Annotated in this window: 22 protein-coding genes; 10 read left to right on the top strand and 12 right to left on the bottom strand. The window is 56.2% G+C overall.

Features of this window, described 5'->3' with window-relative positions:
* Nucleotides 1-26 precede the first annotated feature (26 nt).
* Nucleotides 27-2,081, top strand: coding sequence for a 2Fe-2S iron-sulfur cluster-binding protein (locus tag QWE_RS00715; RefSeq protein ID WP_040299169.1), 2,055 nt, complete (start codon nucleotides 27-29; stop codon nucleotides 2,079-2,081).
* Nucleotides 2,082-2,201: 120 nt separating this feature from the next.
* Here the strand turns inward: QWE_RS00715 and QWE_RS00710 are convergent, their stop codons facing one another.
* From QWE_RS00710 to QWE_RS00700, 3 genes are all read right to left on the bottom strand, one after another.
* Complete coding sequence (locus QWE_RS00710; RefSeq protein ID WP_240532479.1) at nucleotides 2,202-2,774, bottom strand: DUF4269 domain-containing protein; 573 nt, start codon at nucleotides 2,772-2,774, stop codon at nucleotides 2,202-2,204.
* Nucleotides 2,775-3,019: 245 nt separating this feature from the next.
* Nucleotides 3,020-3,883 carry an ergot alkaloid biosynthesis protein gene (locus QWE_RS00705; protein ID WP_006724130.1) on the bottom strand — a complete coding sequence of 288 codons (864 nt, stop codon included), beginning with the start codon at nucleotides 3,881-3,883 and terminating at the stop codon, nucleotides 3,020-3,022.
* Between the two features lie 12 nt (nucleotides 3,884-3,895).
* Nucleotides 3,896-4,336, bottom strand: a complete 441-nt coding sequence (locus tag QWE_RS00700) for a nuclear transport factor 2 family protein (protein WP_006724129.1) — start codon at nucleotides 4,334-4,336, stop codon at nucleotides 3,896-3,898.
* Nucleotides 4,337-4,394: 58 nt separating this feature from the next.
* Here QWE_RS00700 and QWE_RS00695 point away from each other — a divergent pair, with 58 nt between their 5' ends.
* The 5 genes from QWE_RS00695 to QWE_RS00675 all read left to right on the top strand — a co-directional run bounded on the left by QWE_RS00695 (nucleotide 4,395) and on the right by QWE_RS00675 (nucleotide 11,607).
* Nucleotides 4,395-5,006 carry a TetR-like C-terminal domain-containing protein gene (locus QWE_RS00695; protein WP_006724128.1) on the top strand — a complete coding sequence of 204 codons (612 nt, stop codon included), beginning with the start codon at nucleotides 4,395-4,397 and terminating at the stop codon, nucleotides 5,004-5,006.
* Between the two features lie 544 nt (nucleotides 5,007-5,550).
* A complete protein-coding gene (locus QWE_RS00690) occupies nucleotides 5,551-6,114 on the top strand; it encodes a hypothetical protein (RefSeq protein ID WP_006724127.1) in 564 nt (187 codons plus the stop codon).
* Between the two features lie 703 nt (nucleotides 6,115-6,817).
* On the top strand, nucleotides 6,818-8,872 hold the full coding sequence (locus QWE_RS00685) for a prolyl oligopeptidase family serine peptidase (RefSeq protein ID WP_006724126.1): 2,055 nt from the start codon (nucleotides 6,818-6,820) through the stop codon (nucleotides 8,870-8,872).
* Nucleotides 8,873-9,108: 236 nt separating this feature from the next.
* A complete protein-coding gene (gene ampC, locus QWE_RS00680; RefSeq protein WP_006724125.1) occupies nucleotides 9,109-10,251 on the top strand; it encodes a class C beta-lactamase in 1,143 nt (380 codons plus the stop codon).
* 675 nt (nucleotides 10,252-10,926) lie between these two features.
* On the top strand, nucleotides 10,927-11,607 hold the full coding sequence (locus QWE_RS00675; RefSeq protein WP_006724124.1) for a CPBP family intramembrane glutamic endopeptidase: 681 nt from the start codon (nucleotides 10,927-10,929) through the stop codon (nucleotides 11,605-11,607).
* Nucleotides 11,608-11,669: 62 nt separating this feature from the next.
* Here the strand turns inward: QWE_RS00675 and QWE_RS00670 are convergent, their stop codons facing one another.
* From QWE_RS00670 to QWE_RS24565, 4 genes are all read right to left on the bottom strand, one after another.
* Nucleotides 11,670-12,983: a sensor histidine kinase gene (locus QWE_RS00670; protein ID WP_006724123.1), complete on the bottom strand. Its 1,314-nt coding sequence runs from the start codon at nucleotides 12,981-12,983 to the stop codon at nucleotides 11,670-11,672.
* Entirely contained in the window at nucleotides 12,983-13,657 is a 675-nt protein-coding gene (locus QWE_RS00665; protein ID WP_006724122.1) for a response regulator transcription factor, read from the bottom strand. Before QWE_RS00665 ends, QWE_RS00670 begins: the two co-directional genes overlap by 1 nt.
* A 155-nt stretch (nucleotides 13,658-13,812) precedes the next feature.
* The gene (locus QWE_RS00660; RefSeq protein WP_040299218.1) at nucleotides 13,813-14,817 is read right to left on the bottom strand and encodes an alpha/beta hydrolase; all 1,005 of its coding nucleotides are present in this window, start codon (nucleotides 14,815-14,817) and stop codon (nucleotides 13,813-13,815) included.
* 303 nt (nucleotides 14,818-15,120) lie between these two features.
* Nucleotides 15,121-16,014: a LysR family transcriptional regulator gene (locus QWE_RS24565; RefSeq protein ID WP_006724120.1), complete on the bottom strand. Its 894-nt coding sequence runs from the start codon at nucleotides 16,012-16,014 to the stop codon at nucleotides 15,121-15,123.
* A gap of 91 nt (nucleotides 16,015-16,105) precedes the next feature.
* Here QWE_RS24565 and QWE_RS00650 point away from each other — a divergent pair, with 91 nt between their 5' ends.
* The 3 genes from QWE_RS00650 to QWE_RS00640 all read left to right on the top strand — a co-directional run bounded on the left by QWE_RS00650 (nucleotide 16,106) and on the right by QWE_RS00640 (nucleotide 17,942).
* Nucleotides 16,106-16,687: an NAD(P)H-dependent oxidoreductase gene (locus tag QWE_RS00650; protein WP_006724119.1), complete on the top strand. Its 582-nt coding sequence runs from the start codon at nucleotides 16,106-16,108 to the stop codon at nucleotides 16,685-16,687.
* Nucleotides 16,684-17,130, top strand: a complete 447-nt coding sequence (locus tag QWE_RS00645) for a DUF6220 domain-containing protein (RefSeq protein ID WP_006724118.1) — start codon at nucleotides 16,684-16,686, stop codon at nucleotides 17,128-17,130. Before QWE_RS00650 ends, QWE_RS00645 begins: the two co-directional genes overlap by 4 nt.
* A gap of 182 nt (nucleotides 17,131-17,312) precedes the next feature.
* Entirely contained in the window at nucleotides 17,313-17,942 is a 630-nt protein-coding gene (locus tag QWE_RS00640; protein WP_083872795.1) for an SDR family NAD(P)-dependent oxidoreductase, read from the top strand.
* 503 nt (nucleotides 17,943-18,445) lie between these two features.
* Here the strand turns inward: QWE_RS00640 and QWE_RS00635 are convergent.
* The 4 genes from QWE_RS00635 to QWE_RS00620 form a co-directional block, all read right to left on the bottom strand.
* Complete coding sequence (locus tag QWE_RS00635; RefSeq protein WP_040299164.1) at nucleotides 18,446-19,387, bottom strand: alpha/beta hydrolase; 942 nt, start codon at nucleotides 19,385-19,387, stop codon at nucleotides 18,446-18,448.
* 306 nt (nucleotides 19,388-19,693) lie between these two features.
* On the bottom strand, nucleotides 19,694-20,197 hold the full coding sequence (locus QWE_RS00630) for a carboxymuconolactone decarboxylase family protein (protein WP_006724115.1): 504 nt from the start codon (nucleotides 20,195-20,197) through the stop codon (nucleotides 19,694-19,696).
* Between the two features lie 108 nt (nucleotides 20,198-20,305).
* The gene (locus tag QWE_RS25045) at nucleotides 20,306-20,665 is read right to left on the bottom strand and encodes an Atu4866 domain-containing protein (protein ID WP_100220820.1); all 360 of its coding nucleotides are present in this window, start codon (nucleotides 20,663-20,665) and stop codon (nucleotides 20,306-20,308) included.
* A 45-nt stretch (nucleotides 20,666-20,710) separates the two neighbouring features.
* A complete protein-coding gene (locus QWE_RS00620; RefSeq protein WP_006724113.1) occupies nucleotides 20,711-21,433 on the bottom strand; it encodes an SDR family oxidoreductase in 723 nt (240 codons plus the stop codon).
* Nucleotides 21,434-21,533: 100 nt separating this feature from the next.
* Between QWE_RS00620 and QWE_RS00615 the strand changes: the two genes are divergently transcribed.
* On the top strand, nucleotides 21,534-22,424 hold the full coding sequence (locus QWE_RS00615; protein ID WP_006724112.1) for a LysR family transcriptional regulator: 891 nt from the start codon (nucleotides 21,534-21,536) through the stop codon (nucleotides 22,422-22,424).
* 204 nt (nucleotides 22,425-22,628) lie between these two features.
* Here QWE_RS00615 and QWE_RS25435 read toward each other — a convergent pair whose 3' ends face one another.
* Nucleotides 22,629-23,132: a hypothetical protein gene (locus QWE_RS25435; RefSeq protein WP_006724111.1), complete on the bottom strand. Its 504-nt coding sequence runs from the start codon at nucleotides 23,130-23,132 to the stop codon at nucleotides 22,629-22,631.
* Nucleotides 23,133-23,224 lie beyond the last annotated feature (92 nt).

Here is a 23,224-nt window from a genome sequence, read left to right as displayed (position 1 = left end):
AGGCCGCCATCATCATGGAGGTGACAATGTCAAAAGGTGCAGGATTCGTTGCTTCGCCTTGGCATGAAGGCGAACTCGAATTGCAGCGGAGCATCGGTGTGGTCGATCAGATGGACGTCGTCGGTCGCAACGTCCTTCGGCCCTTCCTGCTGGAACAGCATCGGCAGTTCTTTCCCCTTTTGCCTTTCATCGCGATAGGGGCGGTGGATCCGGATGGGCTGCCTTGGGCAACTATTCGCGCCGGGAAGCCAGGATTCCTGCATTCTCCTGATCCTTTGTTGCTTGCAATCGAGGCCCGTCGCGACTGGACTGATCCGGCCGAAAGGGGGATGGAGAACGGCGACCCTATTGGTCTGGTCGGTGTCGATCTCGTCACCCGACGCCGGAACCGCTTGAACGGAACGGTTCAACGTCAGAGCGATGGACGCTTCGAGGTCGCAGTCGCCCAAAGTTTCGGCAACTGTCCGCGCTATATCCAGAGCCGTCATTTCGAGTTTGTTGGAGATCCGGAAGTAAGCACGTCTAGGCAGGCAATCATCTCAGATGCGCTGAATGACGAGGCCCGTCGACTGATCGCAACCGCGGACACATTCTTCGTTGCATCCTACGCAGATCAGGGTGAGCAAGGACGCCATGTTGATGTTTCGCATCGAGGTGGTCGGCCCGGTTTTGTGCGCATTGATGCAGATGGAGCGCTGACCGTACCTGACTTCAACGGCAACCTGTTTTTCAACACACTGGGCAACTTTGTCGTCAACCCACGTGCTGGGCTCTTGTTCGTTGATCACCACACAGGTGCCATGCTGCAAGTCAGCGGCAAGGTCGAGATCATCCTCGAATCCCCTGAAATTGCGGCGTTTGAAGGTGCTGAGCGGCTGTGGCGCGTATTCCCCGAAAAGGTCGTTTTGCGGCCCGGCGCGCTGGCCTTGCGCTGGACATTTGCAGAAAACGGATTCTCCGCTGACAGCCTGTCTACGGGCACCTGGACGGAAGCGGAGCAGCGCATGGAAGCTGGAGCTAGGGCCAGAGCTTGGCGACGTCTGCACGTCGACAAGGTCGTGGTCGAAAGTGAGACGATCAGGTCGATCCATCTGAGCCCTGCTGACGGTAACGCACTGGTCCCGCACAAGGCCGGCCAGCATCTTCCAATCCGGATTGCAGACCAGGATAACCTGGTCCAGCGCAGCTACACGATATCAAGTGCACCCTCTGAAGAATTCTATCGGCTGAGCGTCAAACGGGATGGCAGGGGCTCGCAGCTCTTGCATGACCTGCAGCCCGGAGAGGAGATTGAGGCACTGGTGCCCGGAGGTGGGTTCTTCATCGATCCGATGGAGCGCCATCGTCCGGCTGTCCTCCTTGCCGCTGGCATCGGTATTACCCCGATGCTGTCAATGTTGCACCATGTCGTGAATGTGGCTGCCCGCACGGGCTACCACAGACCGATATGGCTTTTCCGGTCTTCTCGCACGGCCTCCGAGCGCGCCTTCGACCAAGAGATCGCCGACTTGGTTGATCGCAGTGAAGGCAGTGTTCGGCAAGTCCGCGTCTTGAGCGCGCCGGATGTGCAAGATGAGGGGACGTATGATGCTGTCGGACGGATCGATATCGATCTGCTCAAGGCTCATCTGCCGTTCGGCGACTACGATTTCTTCCTCTGTGGTCCGCCAGCGTTCATGCAGTCCTTGCATGCCGGGCTACGTGCATTGAACATCAGCGACGAGCGCATCCATGCGGAAGCATTCGGACCATCGGCACTGAGGCGCGATCAGGCAAACAGCGAACCCGCAACGCTTTCGGGTCGGGCTCCCGCGACTAAGGTCACAAAGGTCGTCTTTACGCACTCCGAGAAGGAAGCGTCTTGGACGCCGGAAAGTGGAACTCTGCTGGAACTGGCAGAACAAAGCGGCCTTTCGCCATCTTACAGTTGCCGCGCCGGCAACTGCGGCGAGTGTAGAGCCAAAGTCGTTCGTGGTGAGGTGAGCTATCTGTTCGAGCCGAGCTATCCGGTAGAGGAGGGTGACGCCTTGATCTGCTGCTCAGTACCTTCAGGAGGGTGGAACCTGCAAATCGATGTCTAGGTTCGGTGACGCTTGTTCTGGAATCCCATTTGACGCGGTTTCGACCTAGAAGGCCGGTCGCTGTCATTGGCCAGCGCCCCGAACGGTATCGGAATTTTTGAAGACTAGATAGCTGCTATGTTATCCAGAAAATTCTTGATCAAAGCCAGCAGAGGCAAGCCGGGCGCGAAGCTCATCGTCTGTTGCTTGCTCCAGGGAAAGTAGACCAAGATACGCGTCACCCTCAAGCTTTAGTGCTGACCAAAAGGCTGGTTCCGTCTTCAATCCATCCTGACGTCGGGTTAGGACGGCCTTTTTGAAGCCACGACCTCCTAGCGAAAGCAACCGGTGTTCAATAGTGAAATGACGCCATCCAAACTGTTCTGCGACGGGCAGTGAGCTAGCGAACAGTTCGAAATCCCAGCCATACGCGCGAAATGTCGCAACTATGGGCCGGTCTTTCGACGTCCATTGCCAAATGCGAAATCCGCTCATATGGGCGTAGAGCCGCCACACGTCGGCGACGAAGGTATCAGGGTCCTGCGTGCTGAAGAGAATGTCTATGTCACTGGCCTCGGTATGGATGCCGAGAGGCGGTGTTCCCGCTATGTGCGGGTCATAAGCCGCCAGTGCATCCATGATGCCAAGTTGCTGCACAGCGATTTCATAGTCAGTTCGTGTGATTTCCTGGCTCCCGGAAGATTCTGTTCTCATGATTATCGCCACTCGCCCCGCCGATCTAGGCTCGTCACTATCTGCTTTCTCCAAATTCGAAACCCTGAACCGGGAGTGCCTTCACTCTTTCTTCAAGGCAGTCCCGTGTCACGCGGGGCCAGATCAGGTCGCGGCTCGTTACAATGCCGAAGCCTGTTCAGAATGCGAAGTTCTCACCCACCAGGTGTCTGCCTGCCTGACTCTCCAGGCAGGTTTCGTCTCTTGGCGGGTCACTGGAAAAAGACCTATGGCTGAAGCTGCGGATCGTGGGCTGGGTGAGCCCAGGCATCCTTATGTGCCTTCGCGAAATCAGCTGCGGCGGTAGGTGACCGGCCGGTCAGAGCGAACACGCCGTCACTCAGTCGGTCCTCACTGCCTTCGCTAATTCTCTCGTCCATCTTTGCCAGGATACTGGCATATGCTTCGTCCAATCCGGCCCTTGCGTAGCGCTCAGCCAGTTCGGCCGTGGTCAGATTGACGTGTTTGATGGTTCGGCCAATCACGTCACTGATCTTTTTGGCAAAATCCGCGTAAGAAAGTGCTTCTGGTCCTGTCAATATGAAGTCGCGGTTCCACGATGTTTCCGCCAGCAAGGCGCTTGCAGCCGCCTTGGCAATATCAGCCGCGTCGATGAAACCAACGCGACCTCCACCTGTTGCTGAGTAGATGGCGTTCTCGTTCCGAATGGTCTCGAGATGTTGCTGTTCGGAGAAATTCTGCATGAACCACGTGGGTCGCAAGACTGTCCATTCCGGAGCTTCTTTTTGCAGATAGGAGTGGATCTGTCCCATCATCGGCCCGCCCGCTTCAAGGGATGACGCACTGAGCAGTACAAAACGCCGGACGCCACGCTTTCGCGCAACCTCGAGCACGGGAGGAACGATCGTCCCATGATCGCTGTTGTTGGTCGGTGCAACGATATAGACAGCATCGACGCCGTCGAATGCTGCGTCAGCTGTACGAGGGTCTTGCCAGTCAAAGGCGACATCATCATCCCTCGAGGGTGACCGAGTCGTGATTTTTGCTTTTACGCCTCTGCTTGCAAGCTCTCGAGTGACAAGTCTTCCTGTTTTTCCCTTGCCGCCGATGACCAGGATCTGAGTTGACATGGTGGACCCCTTTCAGTGCTTGACTGCAGATGGCGCGCTCTCAAGCGCAGAGAGAACAACAAGTGGGTTCCAGTAGTCGCGGTAGCGACTAATTCGACCGTTCTTGAGCTCTATGATCGATATATAGTCCTGATCGTAACGGGCACCGGTGTCTGGCGAATGACCCTTGCAACTGAACTCGATGGCCGCAGTGTCGCCTTCTCCAGAAATGAATGCGTGTTTGAGCGTCATAGACTCGATCGAAATGAGCTTCGACACCGTGGGAAGATAGGTCTCAAGTGCTGCCCGCCCTTCCAGTCGCTCAGTGAAACCGGGTGGGTGATACGGGAATTCGAACACCACGTCCTCGGCGCACATCTCAAGAAGAGTGTCTGCATCCGGCGCCAGTGCTTCTCCCAGAGCTTGCCGCAACAAAGTCGACAGGCTGGGAAACTGATCGGTCGATTTGGACATTTCGCTTTACTCCCTTTCGTTGGAACGTTACCGTTCCGACCAATATGGAGCATCTTGAATGGAACGCAACCGTCTCGACGAAAAAAGTAAGCGGCGTCCGAGCGGAGCGGCGGTAATGCGTGACGAGGTCACCAATTCTCTGCTGCGCGCATTTCTGGAGGAGTGGGCTGTTCACGGCTATGCCGCACTCAGCTTGGAGCGGGTAGCCGCACGTGCGGGTGCAGGCAAAGCTGCCATATATCGGCGCTGGCCTTCAAAGCTGGCCCTCGCAGCCGACGCGGTTCAAAAGTTTGGCATGGTTCTCACGGATGTTGCCGACAAAGGGAGCCTGAGGGACGATCTGAGAGCGTATCTGCTGATGCTAAGGCGCGCGCTTCGTCATCGCCTCGTGCGCAAGATACTGCCTGACCTATATGCTGAAGCGTCTCGTGGCTCCGAGCTTCTGTCCGTGTTGCAGGATTTATCCGCATCGCGTCGGCGCGGCGGAGCAAGCTTGATCGAGCGGGCGATTGGCCGCGGTGAACTGCCGGTCGGGATCGACCGAGAACTCGCAATGGATATGATACCCGCCTCCCTATATTGGGGGATGATCGTTACCAGACGTCGCATCACCCGAGTACAGCTCGAACGGCAGGTCGAAGCGCTGGTTGCCGGCCTTCGAGCGATCTAGACCTCTCTGCTTTGGCCTTCGTGCTTTTGCCTCAGCACGTTGAGTGTTGGAGCAGACATGTAAGCTGAACCAAGCCGCTGTTCGGACAGGGGATCCAGCTTTGGTAGTATTCGAAAAGCTGTCTCATGAACGTTGCGGCTCTTAAACGTCAGCGGTGATAGGCGTCGGATGTGAAGCAGTTATCGGACGATAGGCGCGACGAAGCAGGCGCCTTGTGACCTAGGGTCGGGTTTAACGATCCCGAGGCGCCGACCGATAATCTCTCAGTCAACTGGCCTGGGATCGCGAGTTGCCTGACCGTTGTCGATGTCGACAAGCCGATCTGTCTGCTGTGAATTTGCAAGGCCAACGCACCAAGATCGCATTAGGGGTGCGGCGAAGTGTGCAAGCCAGAAGCGCGAATGGAGATGCGCTCTCCCCGGAAGTTCCATCCAATGGCATTGTCCAGTGCCGCTTAACAGCGCGCGCAGGAATAGGTGTCTAGTGCCCATCAATGCCTCGACGTAACGTCTTCCCGGCAATCGAGGCATGAAAGGATACCTCAATGAAAAACAGATTTGCGATGCTCGCGATCATCATCGCTCAAACCCTTGCGACCCATGTGTCTGCTCAAGATTCCACCGGCTGCCCTCAGGAGGGACCAGCTTCGCCGTTGGCGCTTCATGAAGAGTGGATCATGAAGGGGTGGGAACGTCGTGAAGGCGATCCGCAGTTCAACTTCGTGGAGAAAATGGGCAAGTATTATGACCTGGAAGAGCCGGGTGGCGTCTTTTGGGACAATTTTGCGCCTGGAGACAAGCAACTCTTCAGCGACGCGAGCGTCTACGGGCCCAACTGGGAAGATCTTCAAAACGCGGCGAGGTCTGTCCTTCATGGTATGACCGACGGCCATCATGCGGTTGTGGGAGAAAAGGTCGCGAGCTCGGCCGTCGGTTTTGTCGGGCGGCTCGAACGCCTCGACGGAACTGTGATCGCGTTCGATGCGCGCTCTCAGCTCGGTTGGGCTTGCGTCAATGGGATCTGGAAGATCAAGCAGGAACTGAACTATGCTTGGGTGGTCGAGCCGGACGAGATTGAAAACACGTTGGGCAAGATGATCGGCCATTGAGGCATCGGCTTTTGGCCCAGGTTTTGGTCTCACGCAGCATTCGGCAAAGACTGCCGGATGCTGCGCATCGGGCGACGAGAATGCCTTCCCTTTCAAAACGGCGTATGCGCCCAAACCGTCTGTTTTCAATGGAGCGGCGGCGAGGAATAGACAGTGGGGTCATGCGATCTGGACACGCCATTGGCGGTGAAATGCCGCTGATTTTCCTTCGTAAGGTCTGCAGTCAGTTGTCTTCGGGCCCGGTTCAAGGTCCGATCGCGATGGTGCAAACCCGACGGATTGGATCAAAACGTAGGCTGATGCTCGAAGAACTCCATGTTCCCGCAATCTTCGGCCCTAGTCTGCAAAGCATGAACAATCGGCTCTGTCGCTTCAAGCTGTATCTGCGGCGAACATCGCGTGGATGTCTCGCGCCCGGTTAAGGATTGCTCTTCAGTGCGTCAGCGGCTCAATCAACCCGCGGGTCTAATTGGCAGGATATCGTATGGCATATCAGCATGGGCCGGCGACGGTGCGGGCCTCAGCTCAACGATTGATACAAAAGAGCTTTGAGCGAGGGGCGCCTCTAGGCTTCAGCAGGGTTAGAAATCCAGGCGCTCTTCATGAAGGTCTCTACCTGCGTTGTGCGGCAATGTGCTTAGCCGCGGCGATTGTTTATCTCCTGCTCGGGGCTGGGCATGTCCGTTCGAATGAGGAGACGCCGATGACCTATCCGGAAACCAGAAAAGACGAAGTCATCGATGACTACTTCGGTACCGCTATTGCGGATCCCTATCGTTGGTTGGAAAGTGATCTCAAAGCGGATCCAGCCGTCGCCCAGTGGGTTGACGCACAGAACAGCGTAACAAGCCGTTATCTGGCAAACCTTCCTGGTCGGGACGCATTCCGCGACCGTCTGACGGCGTTGTTTAAAAATGAGCAATCGACCACACCGCTCAAACGGGGAGGAGACTACTTCTTCACCCGGAATACGGGACTCGATATGCAACCTGTCCTGGTCGTTCGAGACGGAGAGACCGGTGCGGAGCGGACGATCCTGGATCCCAACCAGTGGTCCGAAGATGGGACAAAAGCTCTGGCTGTCTGGGCTCCCTCCGAAGACGGAAAGCTTGTGGCCTATGCAATTCAGGAGAATGGTTCGGATTGGCGAAGCATTCGTGTCCTTGATGTGCAAAGCGGCACGGTTCTCGCTGATCAGATTGCCTGGGCCCGCTTTACCCTGATTGCCTGGGCGGCGGATGGTTCCGGCTTCTTTTACTCTGGCAGCCGGCAGCCAGATGAGAGTGGTCGATCTGACGCGCAAGTTGACAATCACGCCGTCTATTTCCATCGGCTTGGCACACAGCAATCCGAAGATCGCCTCGTCTATTCTGCTGCCGCCGAGCATCCGCTTCTACATACTGTCGATGTCACTGCGGATGGACGATATCTGGCCATCTATTCGACCGCCCTCATGGGAGGAAGTGCTCTCTCGCTGGTAGACCTCACTCTTCCCGAGTGGCAGGTGCGGCCCGTGATTGAGCGCTTCGACCATTTGTCCGCACTTGTTGGCAATGTCGGTACGAAACTTTTTATTCTGACGACTGATGGAGCCGAACGAGGAAAGATTGTCACCCTAGATTTAGCCGCGCCGAACTTGGTCTTCACCGATCTCATTGAGGAGAAACCTGGTGCGTATCTGCGCCTTGCCTCTCTGATCGGCGACAAACTTCTCTTGTCATACATGGTCGACGCAAGAATTGAGGTCGAGCGTTATGAGCTGGATGGAAAGGCGGCCGGCGCTGTACGCTTGCCAGGAGCCGGCAGTGCGGGAACGTTTAGCGGCCGTCCGGGTGACAACGAAGCGTTCTTTACGTTTACCAATTACGCCACTCCCAAGACCGTTTACCGATATGATGTGAACGCCAACGAAGCCACCTTGTGGGCCGGGTCGGATGGTTTGACGGATGCCGACCGGTCGCCGGGCGAGATCGAAGTAGAGCAACGCTTCTTCAGTGCCAGGGATGGAACTCTCATCCCGATCTCCATTATTCGACGCGCCGGAGCCGAAGCTGCCGCACCAACGATGCTGACCGCCTATGGAGGCTTTGGTATTCCGCTGCTGCCGGCTTACTCGCCACAGGCAGTCGCTTGGGTTCAAGAAGGCGGTGTCTATGCGGTGGCTAACATTCGTGGTGGGGGCGAATACGGAAAGGCCTGGCACGAAGCAGGCAAAGGTCAGGCGAAGAAGACTGTTTTCGATGATTTCATCGCAGCTGCCGAATTCTTGAAGCGCGAGGGCATAAGCCGCGAGGGCGGGCTTGCCATTCACGGCGAGTCGCACGGGGGCATGCTTGTCGGCGCAGTCGTCAACCAGCGTCCAGACTTGTTCGATGTCGCGCTCCCTGGCGTCGGCGTTTTGGATATGGTGCGCTTTGATCGCTTCACTGCAGGCAACCTGTGGGTCTCTGAATTCGGGAGCCCCTCGGCAGAGGACAGCTTCAACGACCTCCGGTCTTACTCTCCGCTTCACAACATCAAGAGGGGAGAGAATTATCCGGCCATACTCGTCACCACGGCAGACACCGACGACCGAGTGGTTCCTGCCCATTCGTTGAAATACGTGGCGGCTATTCAAGCTGCAGAGGTCGGACCGCGACCACAGCTGCTGAGGGTGGAACGAAACGCGGGCCATGGTGATGGCACGCCAACTCAGAAGATCATCGATGAATATGCCGATAGGTGGTCCTTTGCCGCGCATTGGACCGGCCTCCGGTGAACGTGGATGAAGAAGTGTCACTCTTCTGAGGTTCTTTCGTTCTCAACCCTCCTGGACCAATCCAGGGGGGCTTGCGCAACTGACATAGTTGCGGCTCTGCGTGAGCCCACGCAAATCCATCGGCGAAAGGCTGCTCTTCGATCCGAAAACTGGATCCGCAGCCGTTACCGCCTAAAACGCTGCGGATCTTGATCCGTTGCGAAATTTTAGCATTTCACAACTAGAAGGACTGTTTCATGAGACGAGCTTCGTGCCTGGTTTCATTCGCTTTTGCTGTCTGCTCTCAGGCAACCAGCGCTCTTGCTGACGATATCAGCAGGATCGCCGAGTCTTCGTTTGGCCCGATCATCAGAGAATATGCCATCCCGGGACTTGTGGTGGGGGTGACCCGCAACGGCGAGCACAGTTTTTACACGTTTGGGCTCGCCTCCCAGGCCGATGGTGTCGAAGTCACCCCGGACACGCTGTTCGAGCTTGGTTCACTCAGCAAGATCTTCAACGTCACCTTGGCTGCGCTCGCTGAAGAACGTGGTAGTCTCAGCCTAGACGATACAGTGGCGCAACACCTTTGCACGTCGCCTTGCTCGATTGCCGGCGACTTGACGCTTATGGATCTGGCAACCCATCGTACCGGCGGCATGCCTCTGCAAATCCCGGATAGCGTCTCGAGTGAAGATGAGCTTGTCGATTGGCTCGAGAACTGGCGTCCGTCACAGCCAGAGGCACGTAGCTACTCAAACATCAGTATTGGGCTTCTGGGATATATCACCGGTCAAGCGTTCGAAGGAGGATACAAGAGGGCGGTTCAAGACGTTCTCTTCCCCACAATCGGCCTAACGAACACCTGGATCGATGTGCCAAGGGTCAAGATGTCGCAATATGCTTTCGGCTACGATCGCAAAACGAACGCTGCCATCAGGGTCAATCCGGGCCTGCTCGATGCGGAAGCGTACGGGGTGAAGTCCAGTGCCCGAGACATGCTGAAGGTGCTCGACGCAGAACTGGGTGTCGGAAACATCGCGGACGAACTCAAGAATGCCATCGCCCGTACTCAGCAACCCGAATATCGAACGGCGTACTTCGAGCAAGCAATGATTTGGGAAAGGTATTCATGGCCGGTTGACCTTAAGACGATGCTTGCTGGGAATGGAGTTGATTTCATCTTGAGCTCTCAAGCTACCGAGAATCTCAAACCTGGTCCGATTATCGAGGAAAAGGTCATCCTCAGCAAAACCGGCTCGACAAACGGATTTGGCGGGTACATCGCAGTGGTGCCGAGCGAGAAGGTCGGGGTTGTCGTACTCGCTAACAGGAACTACCCCAATGAAGCCCGCGTGAAGGCGACCGTGGCTGTCATCGAGACCATGTTGGCCGAGTGACGTTAATCGTTCGAAGGCTGGCAGATCCGAATGTCAGCCTGGCCTGACCTTTTCAGAACAGAGCCATCAATCATCTAAGCTAGCGACCTTCATACAGTGAAGACGATCTCAGCGGTACGCATGGCGCATCCCGTTGAAATCCTGATCACTCCATGTTGTCGCAATGTTCAACCGTATTTTTCGGCTTTGGCGTCCGGCATTCAAGTCCGAGAGCGTGAGACGTCGAACAATTGAGGTAATGAAATGGTCTCTCAACCACTGAAACGAGGCGCATCCGCACTGAGGAGCGCCGCACTCGTAACGTTGCTGGCTATGGCAACGGCAGGATGCGTATCCGATAGCGGATCGATGGAAAACGCCTATCGCGCCAATCTTGCTAGCGAAACAGCACTCAACGCCCAAATCATAAGCGACCGCGCTCGCGATCAGCGCTGCCAGCGTGACCCGAGCCGGCGTGAGTGCGGTCCTCGATATCCCCGCTACTAGCCTAAGCAGAGATCACCGGCGGATACTGCAGTGTCATCCAATCGGTGATCTCGTTCATTCTGCTTCTGTTTATTACTCGGTCGGTCGCTAAGGCACATTGAAATATGGCGTCATGGCGTCCCGGCGAGGGCGCTTCCGATCCAGCAATAAGCGCCTTTGCTGCCTTGCAACGCTTCAAAGGAATCTGTCATGCATGACTGGACATCTGCGAAACGGCCGAATCTGGGGGAAGTGGGCCTCGGGATAATATCCTTTCAGATCCTACTTGTTCTGGTGGCTCTTGCAGTCGGCGGCCTGGCGCCTGGCGAACCAGTATGGCAAGGGGTCATCGGCTCGTACGGGGGAGGTGTCGCCGGCCTCGGTGCGTTTGCCATAGCATATCTTATCCGTCGACGAGGCTTCGCAGCCTATGGGTTCACGCAAGTTGACTTCCGCTGGCTCGTGATTGCTGCAGCTTTAGCAGTCTTTGGATACGCCTGCAGTATTGTCATTCTACAAGGGCTTTCTGAGTGGGGCAGGGGCTCAGCCGACGATCCTCAAGCGATACTCCATGCCGCCGCGCGGGGAGGTGCAGTACCTTTTCTCCTGTCGTTGATTGGTGGGGCTCTGCTGACTCCATTGGGCGAAGAATTGCTGTTCAGAGGTGTCGTCGCGAATGCACTCAATCGGTATGGAATGTGGGCAGGTGTTGGCTTGAGCTCCGTCATTTTCGGAGTGGCTCATGGTGTAGGAGTTATTCTACCGATCGCGATCATGATGGGGCTGTTCTCTGGCATTTTGTTCCGCATGACAGATTCGATCTGGCCGTCGGTCGCTCTCCACTCCCTGTATAATGGGCTTCACAGCTTCGGATCAGCGCTTCAAGGCTAGCGTGTGAAGCTCGCCGATCAGACATGTACTGCCAAGAGACCTGACGAATGGGTTGATCGCGCTTAAGATTCGACAAGCGCGATGCGGATAAGGGCTCCCCCGAGCGCACCGTCAAGAATACTAACTTGGCCTTCATGTCGGGTGATGACCTCTTTCACCAGGTTCAGCCCAAGACCCGTTCCGCTCTGACGCGGATGCAATCGATGGAACGGTTCGAAGACACGCTCGCGTTCATCCGGAGGAATGCCTGGACCATCATCTTCCACTTCAAGAACAGCTCCGTTGATCCTCACCAACACTGACTTACCTCCGTGATGAACGGCATTCTGAATCAGGTTGGAAACAACACGTTCAAGCGCGGCAGAATCTCCCCGGCAGACTCCACGTCTGACGACCTTAACCTCCATCTTGCAACCCTGAGCAATTACGATCGGCGCCAGGTCCGCAACAACTTGTCGGACAAGAGATGCAAGGTCGATCGTCTCAAAGTTCGTGTCGATATCAAGTCGCTCAAGGTCAAGCAGCTGCTCTGTCAGGGTGGCAAGTCGGTGAACGTCCTGGTTCAGCTCCTGCACCGCAGGCGTCTTTGAGCTTTCGATCTTGCTTCGTAGAATTGCGAGTGGTGTGCGCAGTTCGTGGGACGCCGAAGCAATAAAACGTCGCTGGCGCTCATATCCGTCATCGAGCCTTGAAAGCGCGTTGTTGAAAGCGCGGATCAGTGGCAAGATCTCGCTTGGCACGTTTTGGGCATCAAGTCTGTGCCCGCGGCTATTGATATCAATTTGCTCAGCTTCCTGCGCCACCCGAACCACGCCGCCCAAAGAGCGTTTCACTATCCAGGGAGTCACGATCAGCGACGTCAGGAGCAGCATTAAGAAGATTGGGATGGCGAAGGTATTTGAGGCCATCAACACCATGAAGCTCAATTCCGAGAGTGCACCATGTCCCATGATGGTAAGCTCGCCGATGTTGCTTCGTTCCCTGCGGATTACCGCCGCCAGTTCATAGGGAGCTTCACGATCGCGCATTTGAGCATAGGACAGCTCGCTCAGCTGGCCGACAAACGATTGATAAAGCGGCGGCACACTGCCAAGCGACACGGTTTGTCGGTCGCTGTCTTCCGCAACGAACCAGAGTGTTGGCGAATTCGCGCGCAGTTGCTGTAACTCCGGCGTCATCACGATAGAAAGACGCCCGGCATCGTCGCGTTTGATAGCTTGAGCGATCACTGCCGTAATCTGCTGGTCAGCGTAAGGTCCACCACTGTCCACTCGGATCGCGACATAAACCAGGATCGCGACGCCTATATACAGGGCGACAAAGTGAAATGTGAGCGGGTAGATGATCAATGCCCGCTTGAGCGACCTTGGCTTCATCAGGCTGCTTCCCGCAGCAGGTAACCGACCCCTCTAATTGCGTGTATCTCTATACCAGCGCCGGAGTTTTTAAGCCGTCGACGGAGGCGGGAAATGTGCGAATCCAGTGTGTTAGACTGTATCTCGTCATCGAAAGCGAAAACGGCCTGTTCGAGAGATTCCCGCAGTACCGTTCTGCCACGGCGTTTCATGAGTGCTGCTAGGACCCTTAGTTCGCGCCGAGGAAGGTCGATGCGTGCACCATTCACCTCGACTTCCTCATTGGACAGGTCATAGATGATGGCTCCGGCTCTGATCTGCTCGCCCTGTAACTGGGCAGGGCGGCGTCGAACTGCCCTGATGCGTGCCAGGAGTTCGTCGATCGAAAAAGGTTTGACCAAGTAGTCATCGGCACCTTCGTCAAGTCCCAATACACGGTCTTGGACGGCACTGCGTGCACTGAGAATGATAATGTGGACTCCGGGATTACGAGCGCGCAGATCTGGCACCAGGCTCAAGCCTTCACCATCGGGCAATGTTCGATCCAGAAGAACTAGATCGAACTCTCCAATTGCAACGGCTTCTGTTGCTGTCTCCAAATTGTCTGCTTGATCAACGATAAACCGCTCGCGACGCATGACCGAAGCCAGTGTATCCGCGAGCCGAACCTCGTCTTCAACGAGAAGTACTCTCATTCAAACCTCCATGGACCGTTGGCAGTATTTTGCCCGGGACGCCGTTCGTCACTCAACAAGCCGTTCTTAGAGAGCTTTCCTGGCCGTGGAGTGTCAGGCGCATCAAGTCGCCTTGATGCGCCAAGGCGTGCGGCCGGCTTTATTTTAAAGTCAACTCATTGAGAAAGGGCCCCATTTACGAAACGGGCTACCTCACGGGCAAGCTCTTCATCTTCCGGTGTGCCCCCGAAACCGCCATGAGGCATGGCCTCGAATACATGCAGTTCGGTCACGGCTCCCACCCGACGCAAAGCCCTATGTAGGCGAACAGCATTCGAAAGCAGCAAGTCGCGAGTGCCACTCTGAATGAATGTCGGTGGGAATTCCTTGAAGAACTGTCCGAAGAGTGGCGAGATGTAGCGATGGCAAAGATCGGCGCCGTTGGCATAGAGCAGGTTCGCCGACATCAAAGAGTTTGGAAGGTTGACATCGATCGTCTTGTTGGTCTGGAAGCTGTCGCCGGATTCCGTCAGGTCGATTTCAGGCGAAAGCAACACAATCGCGCTTGGCAATTTCAGCCCTTCATCCTTTGCGCGCAGCACGGTCGCCAATGCCAGATTGCCACCGGCAGATCGCCCCCCGATGACAATGCGGTCGGCGCCATAGGTGTCCACAGCATGCCTGTAGACGCACATGCAGTCGTCGAGCGCAGCGGGATAGGGAAACTCAGGCGGCATCCGATAGTCGATGCCGTAGCATTCAATGCCACAGCGAGATGCAGCTATCCGGGCCCCCTCGCGGCTGGCTTCACCGCCACCGAAGACAAGTGCTCCTCCGTGCAGATCGATGTACACACAATCCGCGCGATCGGGCTTTGCGGGCCTCGCAAAATGAACCTCGGCTGAGCCAATTCGCTTCGTGGTTACCTTGACGTCTTGTGCTTGGTCCAGCGCTGATACCGGGGCAGCATAATTTGAATCTACGGCTGCTTTTAGCTTCTGCCATGATTCACGATCGTCCGCCGCAGGCATTGGGTACAGTGCGTTGAGGGGCATCCCGTCGTCTCGAACGGCGGTATGAAGCCGTTGTTGCGCCTCTGTGCTGATCGAATTGGGCACCGGCACGCAACGTTGATCTACGCTCACTGCATTGAATTTGAGTTCATTGCGCCTGGTCGTCACTATCCTCTCCAGTTGGCTCGAGTCGTGTCCTGGGTCCTGCCAGGAAGGCTTGGCGGAACTTGGGCCGTCCGAACCGTTGGGGATCATCATCAGATTGCCACCGCCCGCCCCCATACCTTGAACCTCGTTGTGTGGGCCACAGGCCACGTTGCCTTCGCCGCAGAAAATTACTGCTAAGACACAGACTTCCTCACAATCACTCGACAAGCCTTTATGTGGCAGTAGCTTGCTGAGCAATCCAAACGTAAGAGCGAAAATCTGAATGGCTCGTTGAACGCAAGCGCGACGCCGTCAGCGATGTGCTCATCTTTCGCGAAGCAGAGATGCGACAATTCCCGCAACGTGTTGCAGCGCTTTGTCCGAGGCTTGACGACTATGCCAAGCGAGATGGAGGGCAAAGCCACCAACGGGGATAGGTGGCGGAAAAGTCACCAATCCGTCTTCAGCGGCCACTATGCGCGAAGGCAACATCGCAATCATGTCGGAGCCGCGAAGGAGCGAAGGTACGACCTGGAAATTGGGCACGACAAGACCGACGCGCCGGGAGAGATGGCGACCTGCGAGATCGTCGTCAAACGCTGTCCGCGTATCACCCCGACCAGAGACAAGTATGTGCGGATAATTCAGCCAAGTCTCGAGGTTCCAGTTGGCCGCGACAGGATGGTTCTCGCGCATGGCGACCACATAGTGCTCGACAAGCAGTTCTTCACGATGAAGTTCGTCCTGCGCCGGTGGAAACACAGAGATGGCGAGATCTGCCGATCCTTGCACCAGTTGAACTCGGGCGGCATCCGCGCCATGCCATGGTTGAATCACGACATCTATGCCGGGTGCAGACTTCTGAAGCGTTTGCTGCAAGGGCGCGGTAACAAGAAGTGCCGGATAATCCGACATCGTTATCCGAAGTGTCCGGCGTATCTCGTTGAGCGGCACATCTGGTGGATCAATCAGTTCAACCACACTCGCTAACAGTGATTTCAGAGGCGCGCGCAGAGCCTCGGCCTTCGCTGTCAGGCGCATCGTTCCGCGACCTCTTTCCAGAAGTTCATCGCGAAAGAGATGGCGACAACGTTGTAGCGCTGCCGACGTGGCGGGCTGTGAAAGGCCCACTCGGTCCGCTGCACGGGAGACGTGAGCTTCGTCTAAAAGTGCGTCAAGTATGACAAGTAGGTTAAGATCAAGCGATCGTAAATTCATGTGGCAGATAATAGCCTATATCGATTATCGATTGGAATAATTTCTCTGCGGATCGCATGGTTTCTTCATCACCAACCTCGTGGAGAAGATCATGTCCAAAACCATCATCCTTCTATTTCATCCCGATCTTTCGCGGTCCAACGCCAACAGTGCGTTGGCCCGAGCTGCGGCAAAGCTGCCAGACGTCGAAGTCGTGGATATGCAATCTATGTATCCCAACGGCATCGACTTGCATCGAGACGGTGAAGGCGAGGCGGCACGCCTGCTTGCAGCCGACCGCATCGTGTTTCAGTTTCCGCTGCAGTGGTATTCAACTCCACCTTTGCTGAAAGCCTGGCAGGACGCCGTTCTTACACGCATGTTCTACATGCACTATGAAGCGGAGGGTCGAGTGTTCGAGGGGACTGAACTCCTGTTGGCGGTTACACTGGGCAACTCGGCCGACGCCTACCGCGCGGACGGAAGCAATATGTTCGAAATCGATACATTGTTCGCGCCACTTCGTGCGACCGCAAATCGCTGTGGTCTCCCGTGGTCATCGCCGTTCGTCCTCTATGAAGCACATAGTCTCTCGCCCGAAGCGCTTGAGGCAGCTGCGTCAGCCTATGTCGATCGGCTAACTGCTTGGATATCGTCAACTCCCACTCGAAGTGCAAAGGTGGCCTGCGCATGACAAAGATGCACGACACTTTTGTTGAACTCGGACGCGGCACCCCTGGTTGGTTTACGTGGTCAGCAAGGCTCTTGCCGGTCGGCCTTCTCGCCCAGTTCCTGAGCGCCGGCACAGCGCTCTTTCAGGATGGCGAGCTTTGGGGAATTCATGCAGCGGTCGGTGGCATCCTTGCGATCCCGGCTCTTGCGATTGTTGGCGGCAGCCTGTCACTGTCTCGGCTCCGGGGCTTCGGTTGGTGGAGCGGCCTCGTATTTATCCTCTATGTGGGCCAAGTGCTACTCGCGGCGGGATCGCAGCCATTGCCGCTCTCATTTCATCCGTTCAACGGTGCCCTTTTGTTAGTAGCGAGCCTTGTACTTCTGGCTAAGGTCGAGAGAAGGCGGGCTCAGCCTGTGATGATGGACGCCAATGGCGCTCGGCTCAGCCGCGGCGATGGCGACTGACCGCAACATGGGGTTGAGAGCAGCCGTCATATCCTAGCCAGACTTGCCTAGGACCGTGTCTCAACCACGACGAATGCCAGCACTTAACGCTTCTGATCGGGCTGGCTCGTCGTCGGCTGCTCAAGCCGCATGCGGCGTGTAGCTTACCCGCAACTTGCGCTGTTCGCAGCCCGAAACTGATCATGCTGTCGTCTGCGCGAAGCTGCTGCGCTGACCGGGGGACGGGAATACCTTTATCGCAAAAGCTACCGGCCACGGCTGATCGATGCGTCGCTTGCGCCTCGTACGTCGTGGCTTGGAAAGTAAGGAACTTGACTATGACTAACAGGGTCGCACTGATAATCGGTGCATGCAACGGAGCCGGTTACTCAACCGCACTCTGCCTCGCAAAATCCGGTTTCCACGTCATTGGAACATATGAGTCCCTCAAGGAAAGGCCGGCAGATGTATCACGAGAGATAGAATGGCTTGGGGTGAGTGCCGTCATGCTGAAGCTTGATCTCAGCTTGATGGACTTGCGTCCCTTTGCACAAGAAGTGAGTGAGGCACTTCGACAAACCTTCAAAGCTGACAGATTGAGCCACATCATCATCAATACCGGGGCGGCGTGCGACACACCTGCTGCTGCGGTGGAAATAGACCATCGGTGTTTGTGTGACATGAACATTCGGCTACCCCACCTGCTCACCGAAGCGCTGAGCAACATATTGGCAGACGCTGGCGATGTCATCCTGATCTCCTCGTTCGCAAATCGAGGCCTGTCTCACGGATCCGCATCTTTGCTTTCGACCACATATCGCAAAGCGTCATAACAGGAGATCAAACTGTAAGTGCCTCGCGCTAGCTCTGGGCAGGTATCGGCGAAGATGAGGTCGCGGTGGAGTGCGGCCAATCGACAAATCAGAGCGTGGGAGCCATGAGGTTCTCGGCCTTTGGCCCGGGCGGATTGCCGCTATTGGCTCCAGACTGAAGGCAGCTCTTTGTCGGGCGCATATCAATGTTGCGGACTTCGAGATCACCGGGTTCTTCGAATGCCAAGGCAACCGAACCTTCGATCGCGTTCGGGGATGATGCCATTTTCTCCTTGCGCTTCAGAATTGCCGCGCGAATGGATCGCGCATCTCCAGCTTGCAGAAGAGACCAAGATCGCTTCCGCAGTCTCCCTTGCTTGAAGGAATACAGCACTTGGCTGCGGCGCGGTGGTGGGGGCGCCAAAGCTGATCAGTTCCGACATCCGACCGCAGCGGCACCAAGGCTCTCCCCATCCCAGCCCAACCAAGAAAAGAGGATGATCGAGAGCTACCTCGTTCTGATCTCAGTGACGCTTTACAAAACGGGAGATCGCATCCACCACTCCCGGCGCCAAGGGAAGATTGTCGGCAAAATAAGTCGCGATGTTTTCGTTTCGGTCATGTGATGCGACTGTCTTCAGAACATGGTTGGTGTCCGGCAGTATAGCCGGTGTGGCGTGCGGGGCAGCCTCATGCAGGCGTTTCGCATCGGCCACGGACACCTGCAGGTCGCGCTCGCCTTGCATGATGAGAACGGGTTTGGAGGTGTTTTTCGCCAAATCTGCAGGATCGAGTGCGAAAGTGCTGATCAGAAATTCCTGCACTGCCTGACCGAAAAGCGGGGCAAGCTCGGGCGGTATCTTCGAGGCGTCGACCTGCCGTCCAACGGATAGTTCGTCTATGGCATGATTTGCTGCATCCATCAGAGGCGCAATTTGGGGATTAGCGAGCAATTGTTCTCTAAGGACTTCTCCGAGTGGGCGCCCTGCCGTTGCCACAAGGATGACGCCGCAGACATTTTCTAGTCTCTCGGCGGCAGCCAGTGCTACCAATCCGCCCTCGCTATGCCCTAGGAGCCAGACACACCCGGCCCCAGTCCGGCTACGGATTACGTCGATCCATACGCCCGCATCTTGAACATAATCATCTACGGTTACCGCGTTGGGATCTTCTACAGCGGCGTGGCTACCGAACATGCCGCGTTTGTCTATCCGAACGCTGCCAATTCCCTGTTCACCCAAACCTTCGGCCAGAAGTCGATATGGTGCCGCCTTGACGCCTTGCGGATTGTTGCCGTCCCGGTCCGTGGGGCCGGACCCCGGTATGATCAGTATCATAGGCGCACTTTGCGCGGGAAGGATCATCGTCCCTCGCAGTGCACCTTGAAGACCTGGCGCCTCAATCTCGCCGATTACCGGTATCGAGGTCCCAAGGGCAAGCATTGCAGTGATCGTTGCGGATCGCATCTAATGTCTCCGTAAAAATGGTTCTTCGAAGTTTTATCGATCGACAACATGACATTTCCGAGATCCTGTAGGACGCAGGAAGCTAGGCCGCTCTGGACGACGAGCTGCTGCTAACAGGTGCCGCTGGTTTGGGCGTTAGCCGACCTATGTGTAATCAAGCTGGTGTCCCCAAGAGCACCGCTGCCACACCCGTGCAACGCTAAGCGTTAAAAGCCATACCGTGCCTGGCGTTTTCACATGTCGCAGGATTGGACCCTCACCAACCGAGCCACGGGCAAGAAGACACCTGTTCGTAGCACTTGAGGATTAAGGTGTCGGCGCGGCTCCGTTGTCGCAGCTCGCAACGCTACAGCTGGCCTGCGCTCGTTCGGCAAAGAGCCTTGATAATGCCTGCGACGCGACAATCGCTCTCGGAAAGCCGGCGGGCACAGTGATCATGTAGACAATTTCCTTCAACTCATCCTCCGTCACGCCGATGTTCAGGGCATAACGAGCATGTACTGTCATGAGGTCAGTCATGCCCATGGCGGCGAAGGTAGCAACCGCTGCGAGTTGCCTTGTACGGTCATCAAGGCCCGGTCTCGACCAAACGTCACCGAGCGCGTAGGCCTCGGTCGCTTCCGCCAGAAATGGAAACTCGTCGCGCATGGTCTCGAGATTGTTTTGCGGTACGCCATTGTTGAGCTTGCTGACGACGGCCGCCCCTTTGGCGCGACGTTCCTCGACAGTATCTGCGAGGGCTGTATGCGCCAGAACAATGACTGCAATGGTGCCAATTGCGGCAACAGGATAACGGAAAAAGCGAGCCATTTGATTACTCCATTTTTTCAGGTTGACGCTGGGTCGAAGACATTGAGTGGTCCGGCCTCGGCCCTGCGGAGCGCAGGCCAAAGCGGGCCTATCTTGGGCAAGTCGACTTCACTTGCGTCGCAAGATCATCCCAGCGTGGTGAAGCGTGTTCTCGTCAACGAAGACGCCATCTGCGGTGAAACCGGTGTCGTCCCAGTAATCAATTTTGTTGCCGGTGATGACATAACGGCCCTGGTAAGCGCTTTCGCGATTGCCGCGAGCTTCGTCGTAGCGACCATTGGGCAACAGTTGGTGGCGGATGCGACCGTCATCCGTCACCCACATTCCGACGTATGGGTGGTTTTGTTGGGAGTGATTTGCAGACGGCGCAGGCATGTTATTCTCGGCTCTTGCGTTTTGGGTCAATGCGCCGAAAGCCGTAGCTGTGGCGACGATTATCAGGACTACAAGCGGAAGAAAATTCTTCATGACTTAAGCTTTCCTGGTGAGGTCTTGTCTTGATGGAGCAGCCCGTCAGAGCATCGTCCGTGTCGGGCGGACCACCAGTTCGTTCACATCGACATCTTCGGGTTGCTCAATCGCGAAACGGACTGCGCGCCCGATGGCGTCGGGGGTCAGCGCGATCGATCGATAGGTCTTCATCGCTTCCGCCGCCACCGGGTCGGTGATGGTGTTAGCCAGTTCGCTTTCCACGACTCCTGGGTGTATGCAGGTGACGCGCAGTTTGTCATTTTCCTGGCGCAGCCCATCGGAGATTGCTCGGACGGCGAATTTGGTCGCGCAGTAAACAGCAGCGGTTGGTGAGGCTGACAGGGCGCCGATCGAAGCTATGTTCACGATGTGGCCTGAACCGCGATGGTTCATTTCCTGCAGGACAGCTGCAATGCCGTAAAGCACGCCCTTGATGTTCACATCCACCATCGTGTCCCACTCGTCGACCTTGAGCGAAGACATCAGCGATAGCGGCATTACGCCGGCATTGTTGACAAGGACATCAACGCGGCCATGTTCCCGCCGCGCTTCCTCTGCGAAAGCTGCGAATTCCGCACGATTGGTCACATCGACCTTGAAGGTGCTGACCTTGCCGCCGTACGACTTGATCTCCTGAGCAACATTCTCGAGGTGGTCTGTGCGCCGAGCGCCTAGCACAACCGTGGCGCCCGCCTTTGCAAGTTCGTGCGCAATCCCGACTCCAATGCCACTGGATGCGCCAGTTATGAGAACAACTTTGTCCATAGCTTTCCTCTTTCGTTTTGATGTTGAATTGAGGGTAGCCTTAGGACATTGTTGCGATAAGCCGCCTTTCGCTTAACTCAGAGAGAAGAAAAACTAACCAATGTGGTCGGACCTGAATGCGCTCGCCGTCTTTGCTCTCGTCGCAGAAGAGCGCAGCTTTCGAGCAGCTGCAGATCGCATGGGAGTGACACGTTCAGCTGTCAGTCAAACGATCCGCAAGCTGGAAGAAGCACTCGGTATCGCGCTCGTGAACCGCACAACCCGTAGCGTCGCGCTGACTGAAGCGGGCGAGAGACTATACGCGGAGGCTGCGCCGGCGTTGCTCGAGATGCAGGGCGCTCTGGATGCCGCCGCGAATTTGACCGGATCCCCGCGGGGGCGGCTAAACCTCGCAGTGTCATCCATTGCCGAAAGTTTTCTTTCTGGTCCTCTTCTCACGTCCTTTTTGGATCAAAACCCGGACGTGAAACTTCATGTGACCGTTACCGACGAGGAATTCGATATCGTTTCGCAAGGATATGATGCCGGTGTGAGGCTGGGAGAGGTGATTGCCCAAGATATGATTGCGGTGCCGGTAACAGGCGAGCAACGTCAACTGGCTGTGGCATCGCCCGCCTATCTTGAGCGGCAGGGCATGCCAAGGCATCCAAGTGAGCTTGCAAACCGCCGCTGCATCGGGTGGCGTCGATCTGCGAATGTCGCACCCTATCGGTGGGAATTCTCCGAACATGGGCGGGAGTTTTCCGTAGCAGTGGCGGATACAATCACGACCACGGACATGGCGTTGATGGTCAAGCTTGCGGTTGCAGGTGCTGGCATCACCTTTGGCATGGAAGACAGCTTCCGTCCGGCGATTGCGCGCGGTGAGCTGGTGCCGGTTCTAGAGGATTTCTGCCCATACTTTCCCGGTTTCTATCTCTACTACCCAAGCCGACGTAACATGGCACCCAAACTGAGAGCACTGGTGGACCATCTGCGCAGTTATCGGTGAGTGTGGCCCGCCACGAACGCCCTAGTCTTTGGAGATGAAAAGGGAATCGGTCTGACTGTTATCGAGAACGAGCCTGTGCAAGTGCGGCTATCATTCGTTAGCTGAACTTGGGCCCGGCCGAACTTTCGGAAAACTCGTTTCGCAGAGATCCGAGACAACCACCACAACCGGACGCGAGGCCCATTTTTAGGCTCCTCGGGATTCTCATTGGTCCTCAGCATACAACTGAGCAATATCTTCGTGATATCTGTTGCATGGCCCGTCAGCGAACAGGACAATTGCTTTCGTTCTCCCAATGACAACGGTACAGCCATTCGCGAAATGAAAACGCCTGTCGCCCCGTTTGGTCTTGATCATTGTAGGCACCTCATCCTGCGGCCTGATGTTCTGGACGCTATGCTGCGGCGGAGCCGACCACATCTCAGCATCGCTCACGAAAGCGCGGCCCGCTCGTTTGTCGTATATGCAGAGCTCAGATCTCGAAGATCCCCGCGTCTTATCTGAGATCAACATGGCGACTACACCCGCTCGGTCGTCGAAGCCAACAATTGTCGAGGCCAGAGAATTGCGCAGGCCGCTGGCAACCAGGCAGGCCTTTGTGACTTTGGCCTCGAAGGCCGCCCATGCGTCAGCGCTGGACGCGTTTGCGGGGCTGCTGAATGCGAGGAATGCAGCGCTTATCGCGCTGACCACAATACGGTTCATCATTTTGGTTCTCTTGTTATTTCTGGTGATTGTCAGGGTGGTCCTGAGCGATGCTCTTCTCGAGTTTGCCCCAATGAGTGCGCAGCCCTAAGTCG

The sequence above is a fragment of the Agrobacterium albertimagni AOL15 genome (genome assembly GCF_000300855.1).
In the GTDB taxonomy this organism is placed as follows: domain Bacteria; phylum Pseudomonadota; class Alphaproteobacteria; order Rhizobiales; family Rhizobiaceae; genus Allorhizobium; species Allorhizobium albertimagni.
Note: the sequence above shows the minus strand (reverse complement) of the source record. Positions and strands in the feature narration are given on the sequence as shown.

Excerpts from the sequence above, each read along its gene's own strand:
- QWE_RS00715 (WP_040299169.1), top strand. The coding sequence starts at position 27 with ATGTCAAAAGGTGCAGGATTCGTTGCTTCGCCTTGGCATGAAGGCGAA.
- QWE_RS00710 (WP_240532479.1), bottom strand. The coding sequence starts at position 2,774 with ATGAGAACAGAATCTTCCGGGAGCCAGGAAATCACACGAACTGACTAT.
- QWE_RS00705 (WP_006724130.1), bottom strand. The coding sequence starts at position 3,883 with ATGTCAACTCAGATCCTGGTCATCGGCGGCAAGGGAAAAACAGGAAGA.
- QWE_RS00700 (WP_006724129.1), bottom strand. The coding sequence starts at position 4,336 with ATGTCCAAATCGACCGATCAGTTTCCCAGCCTGTCGACTTTGTTGCGG.
- QWE_RS00695 (WP_006724128.1), top strand. The coding sequence starts at position 4,395 with ATGGAACGCAACCGTCTCGACGAAAAAAGTAAGCGGCGTCCGAGCGGA.
- QWE_RS00690 (WP_006724127.1), top strand. The coding sequence starts at position 5,551 with ATGAAAAACAGATTTGCGATGCTCGCGATCATCATCGCTCAAACCCTT.
- QWE_RS00685 (WP_006724126.1), top strand. The coding sequence starts at position 6,818 with ATGACCTATCCGGAAACCAGAAAAGACGAAGTCATCGATGACTACTTC.
- ampC (WP_006724125.1), top strand. The coding sequence starts at position 9,109 with ATGAGACGAGCTTCGTGCCTGGTTTCATTCGCTTTTGCTGTCTGCTCT.
- QWE_RS00675 (WP_006724124.1), top strand. The coding sequence starts at position 10,927 with ATGCATGACTGGACATCTGCGAAACGGCCGAATCTGGGGGAAGTGGGC.
- QWE_RS00670 (WP_006724123.1), bottom strand. The coding sequence starts at position 12,983 with ATGAAGCCAAGGTCGCTCAAGCGGGCATTGATCATCTACCCGCTCACA.
- QWE_RS00665 (WP_006724122.1), bottom strand. The coding sequence starts at position 13,657 with ATGAGAGTACTTCTCGTTGAAGACGAGGTTCGGCTCGCGGATACACTG.
- QWE_RS24565 (WP_006724120.1), bottom strand. The coding sequence starts at position 16,014 with ATGAATTTACGATCGCTTGATCTTAACCTACTTGTCATACTTGACGCA.
- QWE_RS00650 (WP_006724119.1), top strand. The coding sequence starts at position 16,106 with ATGTCCAAAACCATCATCCTTCTATTTCATCCCGATCTTTCGCGGTCC.
- QWE_RS00645 (WP_006724118.1), top strand. The coding sequence starts at position 16,684 with ATGACAAAGATGCACGACACTTTTGTTGAACTCGGACGCGGCACCCCT.
- QWE_RS00640 (WP_083872795.1), top strand. The coding sequence starts at position 17,313 with ATGCTGTCGTCTGCGCGAAGCTGCTGCGCTGACCGGGGGACGGGAATA.
- QWE_RS00635 (WP_040299164.1), bottom strand. The coding sequence starts at position 19,387 with ATGCGATCCGCAACGATCACTGCAATGCTTGCCCTTGGGACCTCGATA.
- QWE_RS00630 (WP_006724115.1), bottom strand. The coding sequence starts at position 20,197 with ATGGCTCGCTTTTTCCGTTATCCTGTTGCCGCAATTGGCACCATTGCA.
- QWE_RS25045 (WP_100220820.1), bottom strand. The coding sequence starts at position 20,665 with ATGAAGAATTTTCTTCCGCTTGTAGTCCTGATAATCGTCGCCACAGCT.
- QWE_RS00620 (WP_006724113.1), bottom strand. The coding sequence starts at position 21,433 with ATGGACAAAGTTGTTCTCATAACTGGCGCATCCAGTGGCATTGGAGTC.
- QWE_RS00615 (WP_006724112.1), top strand. The coding sequence starts at position 21,534 with ATGTGGTCGGACCTGAATGCGCTCGCCGTCTTTGCTCTCGTCGCAGAA.
- QWE_RS25435 (WP_006724111.1), bottom strand. The coding sequence starts at position 23,132 with ATGATGAACCGTATTGTGGTCAGCGCGATAAGCGCTGCATTCCTCGCA.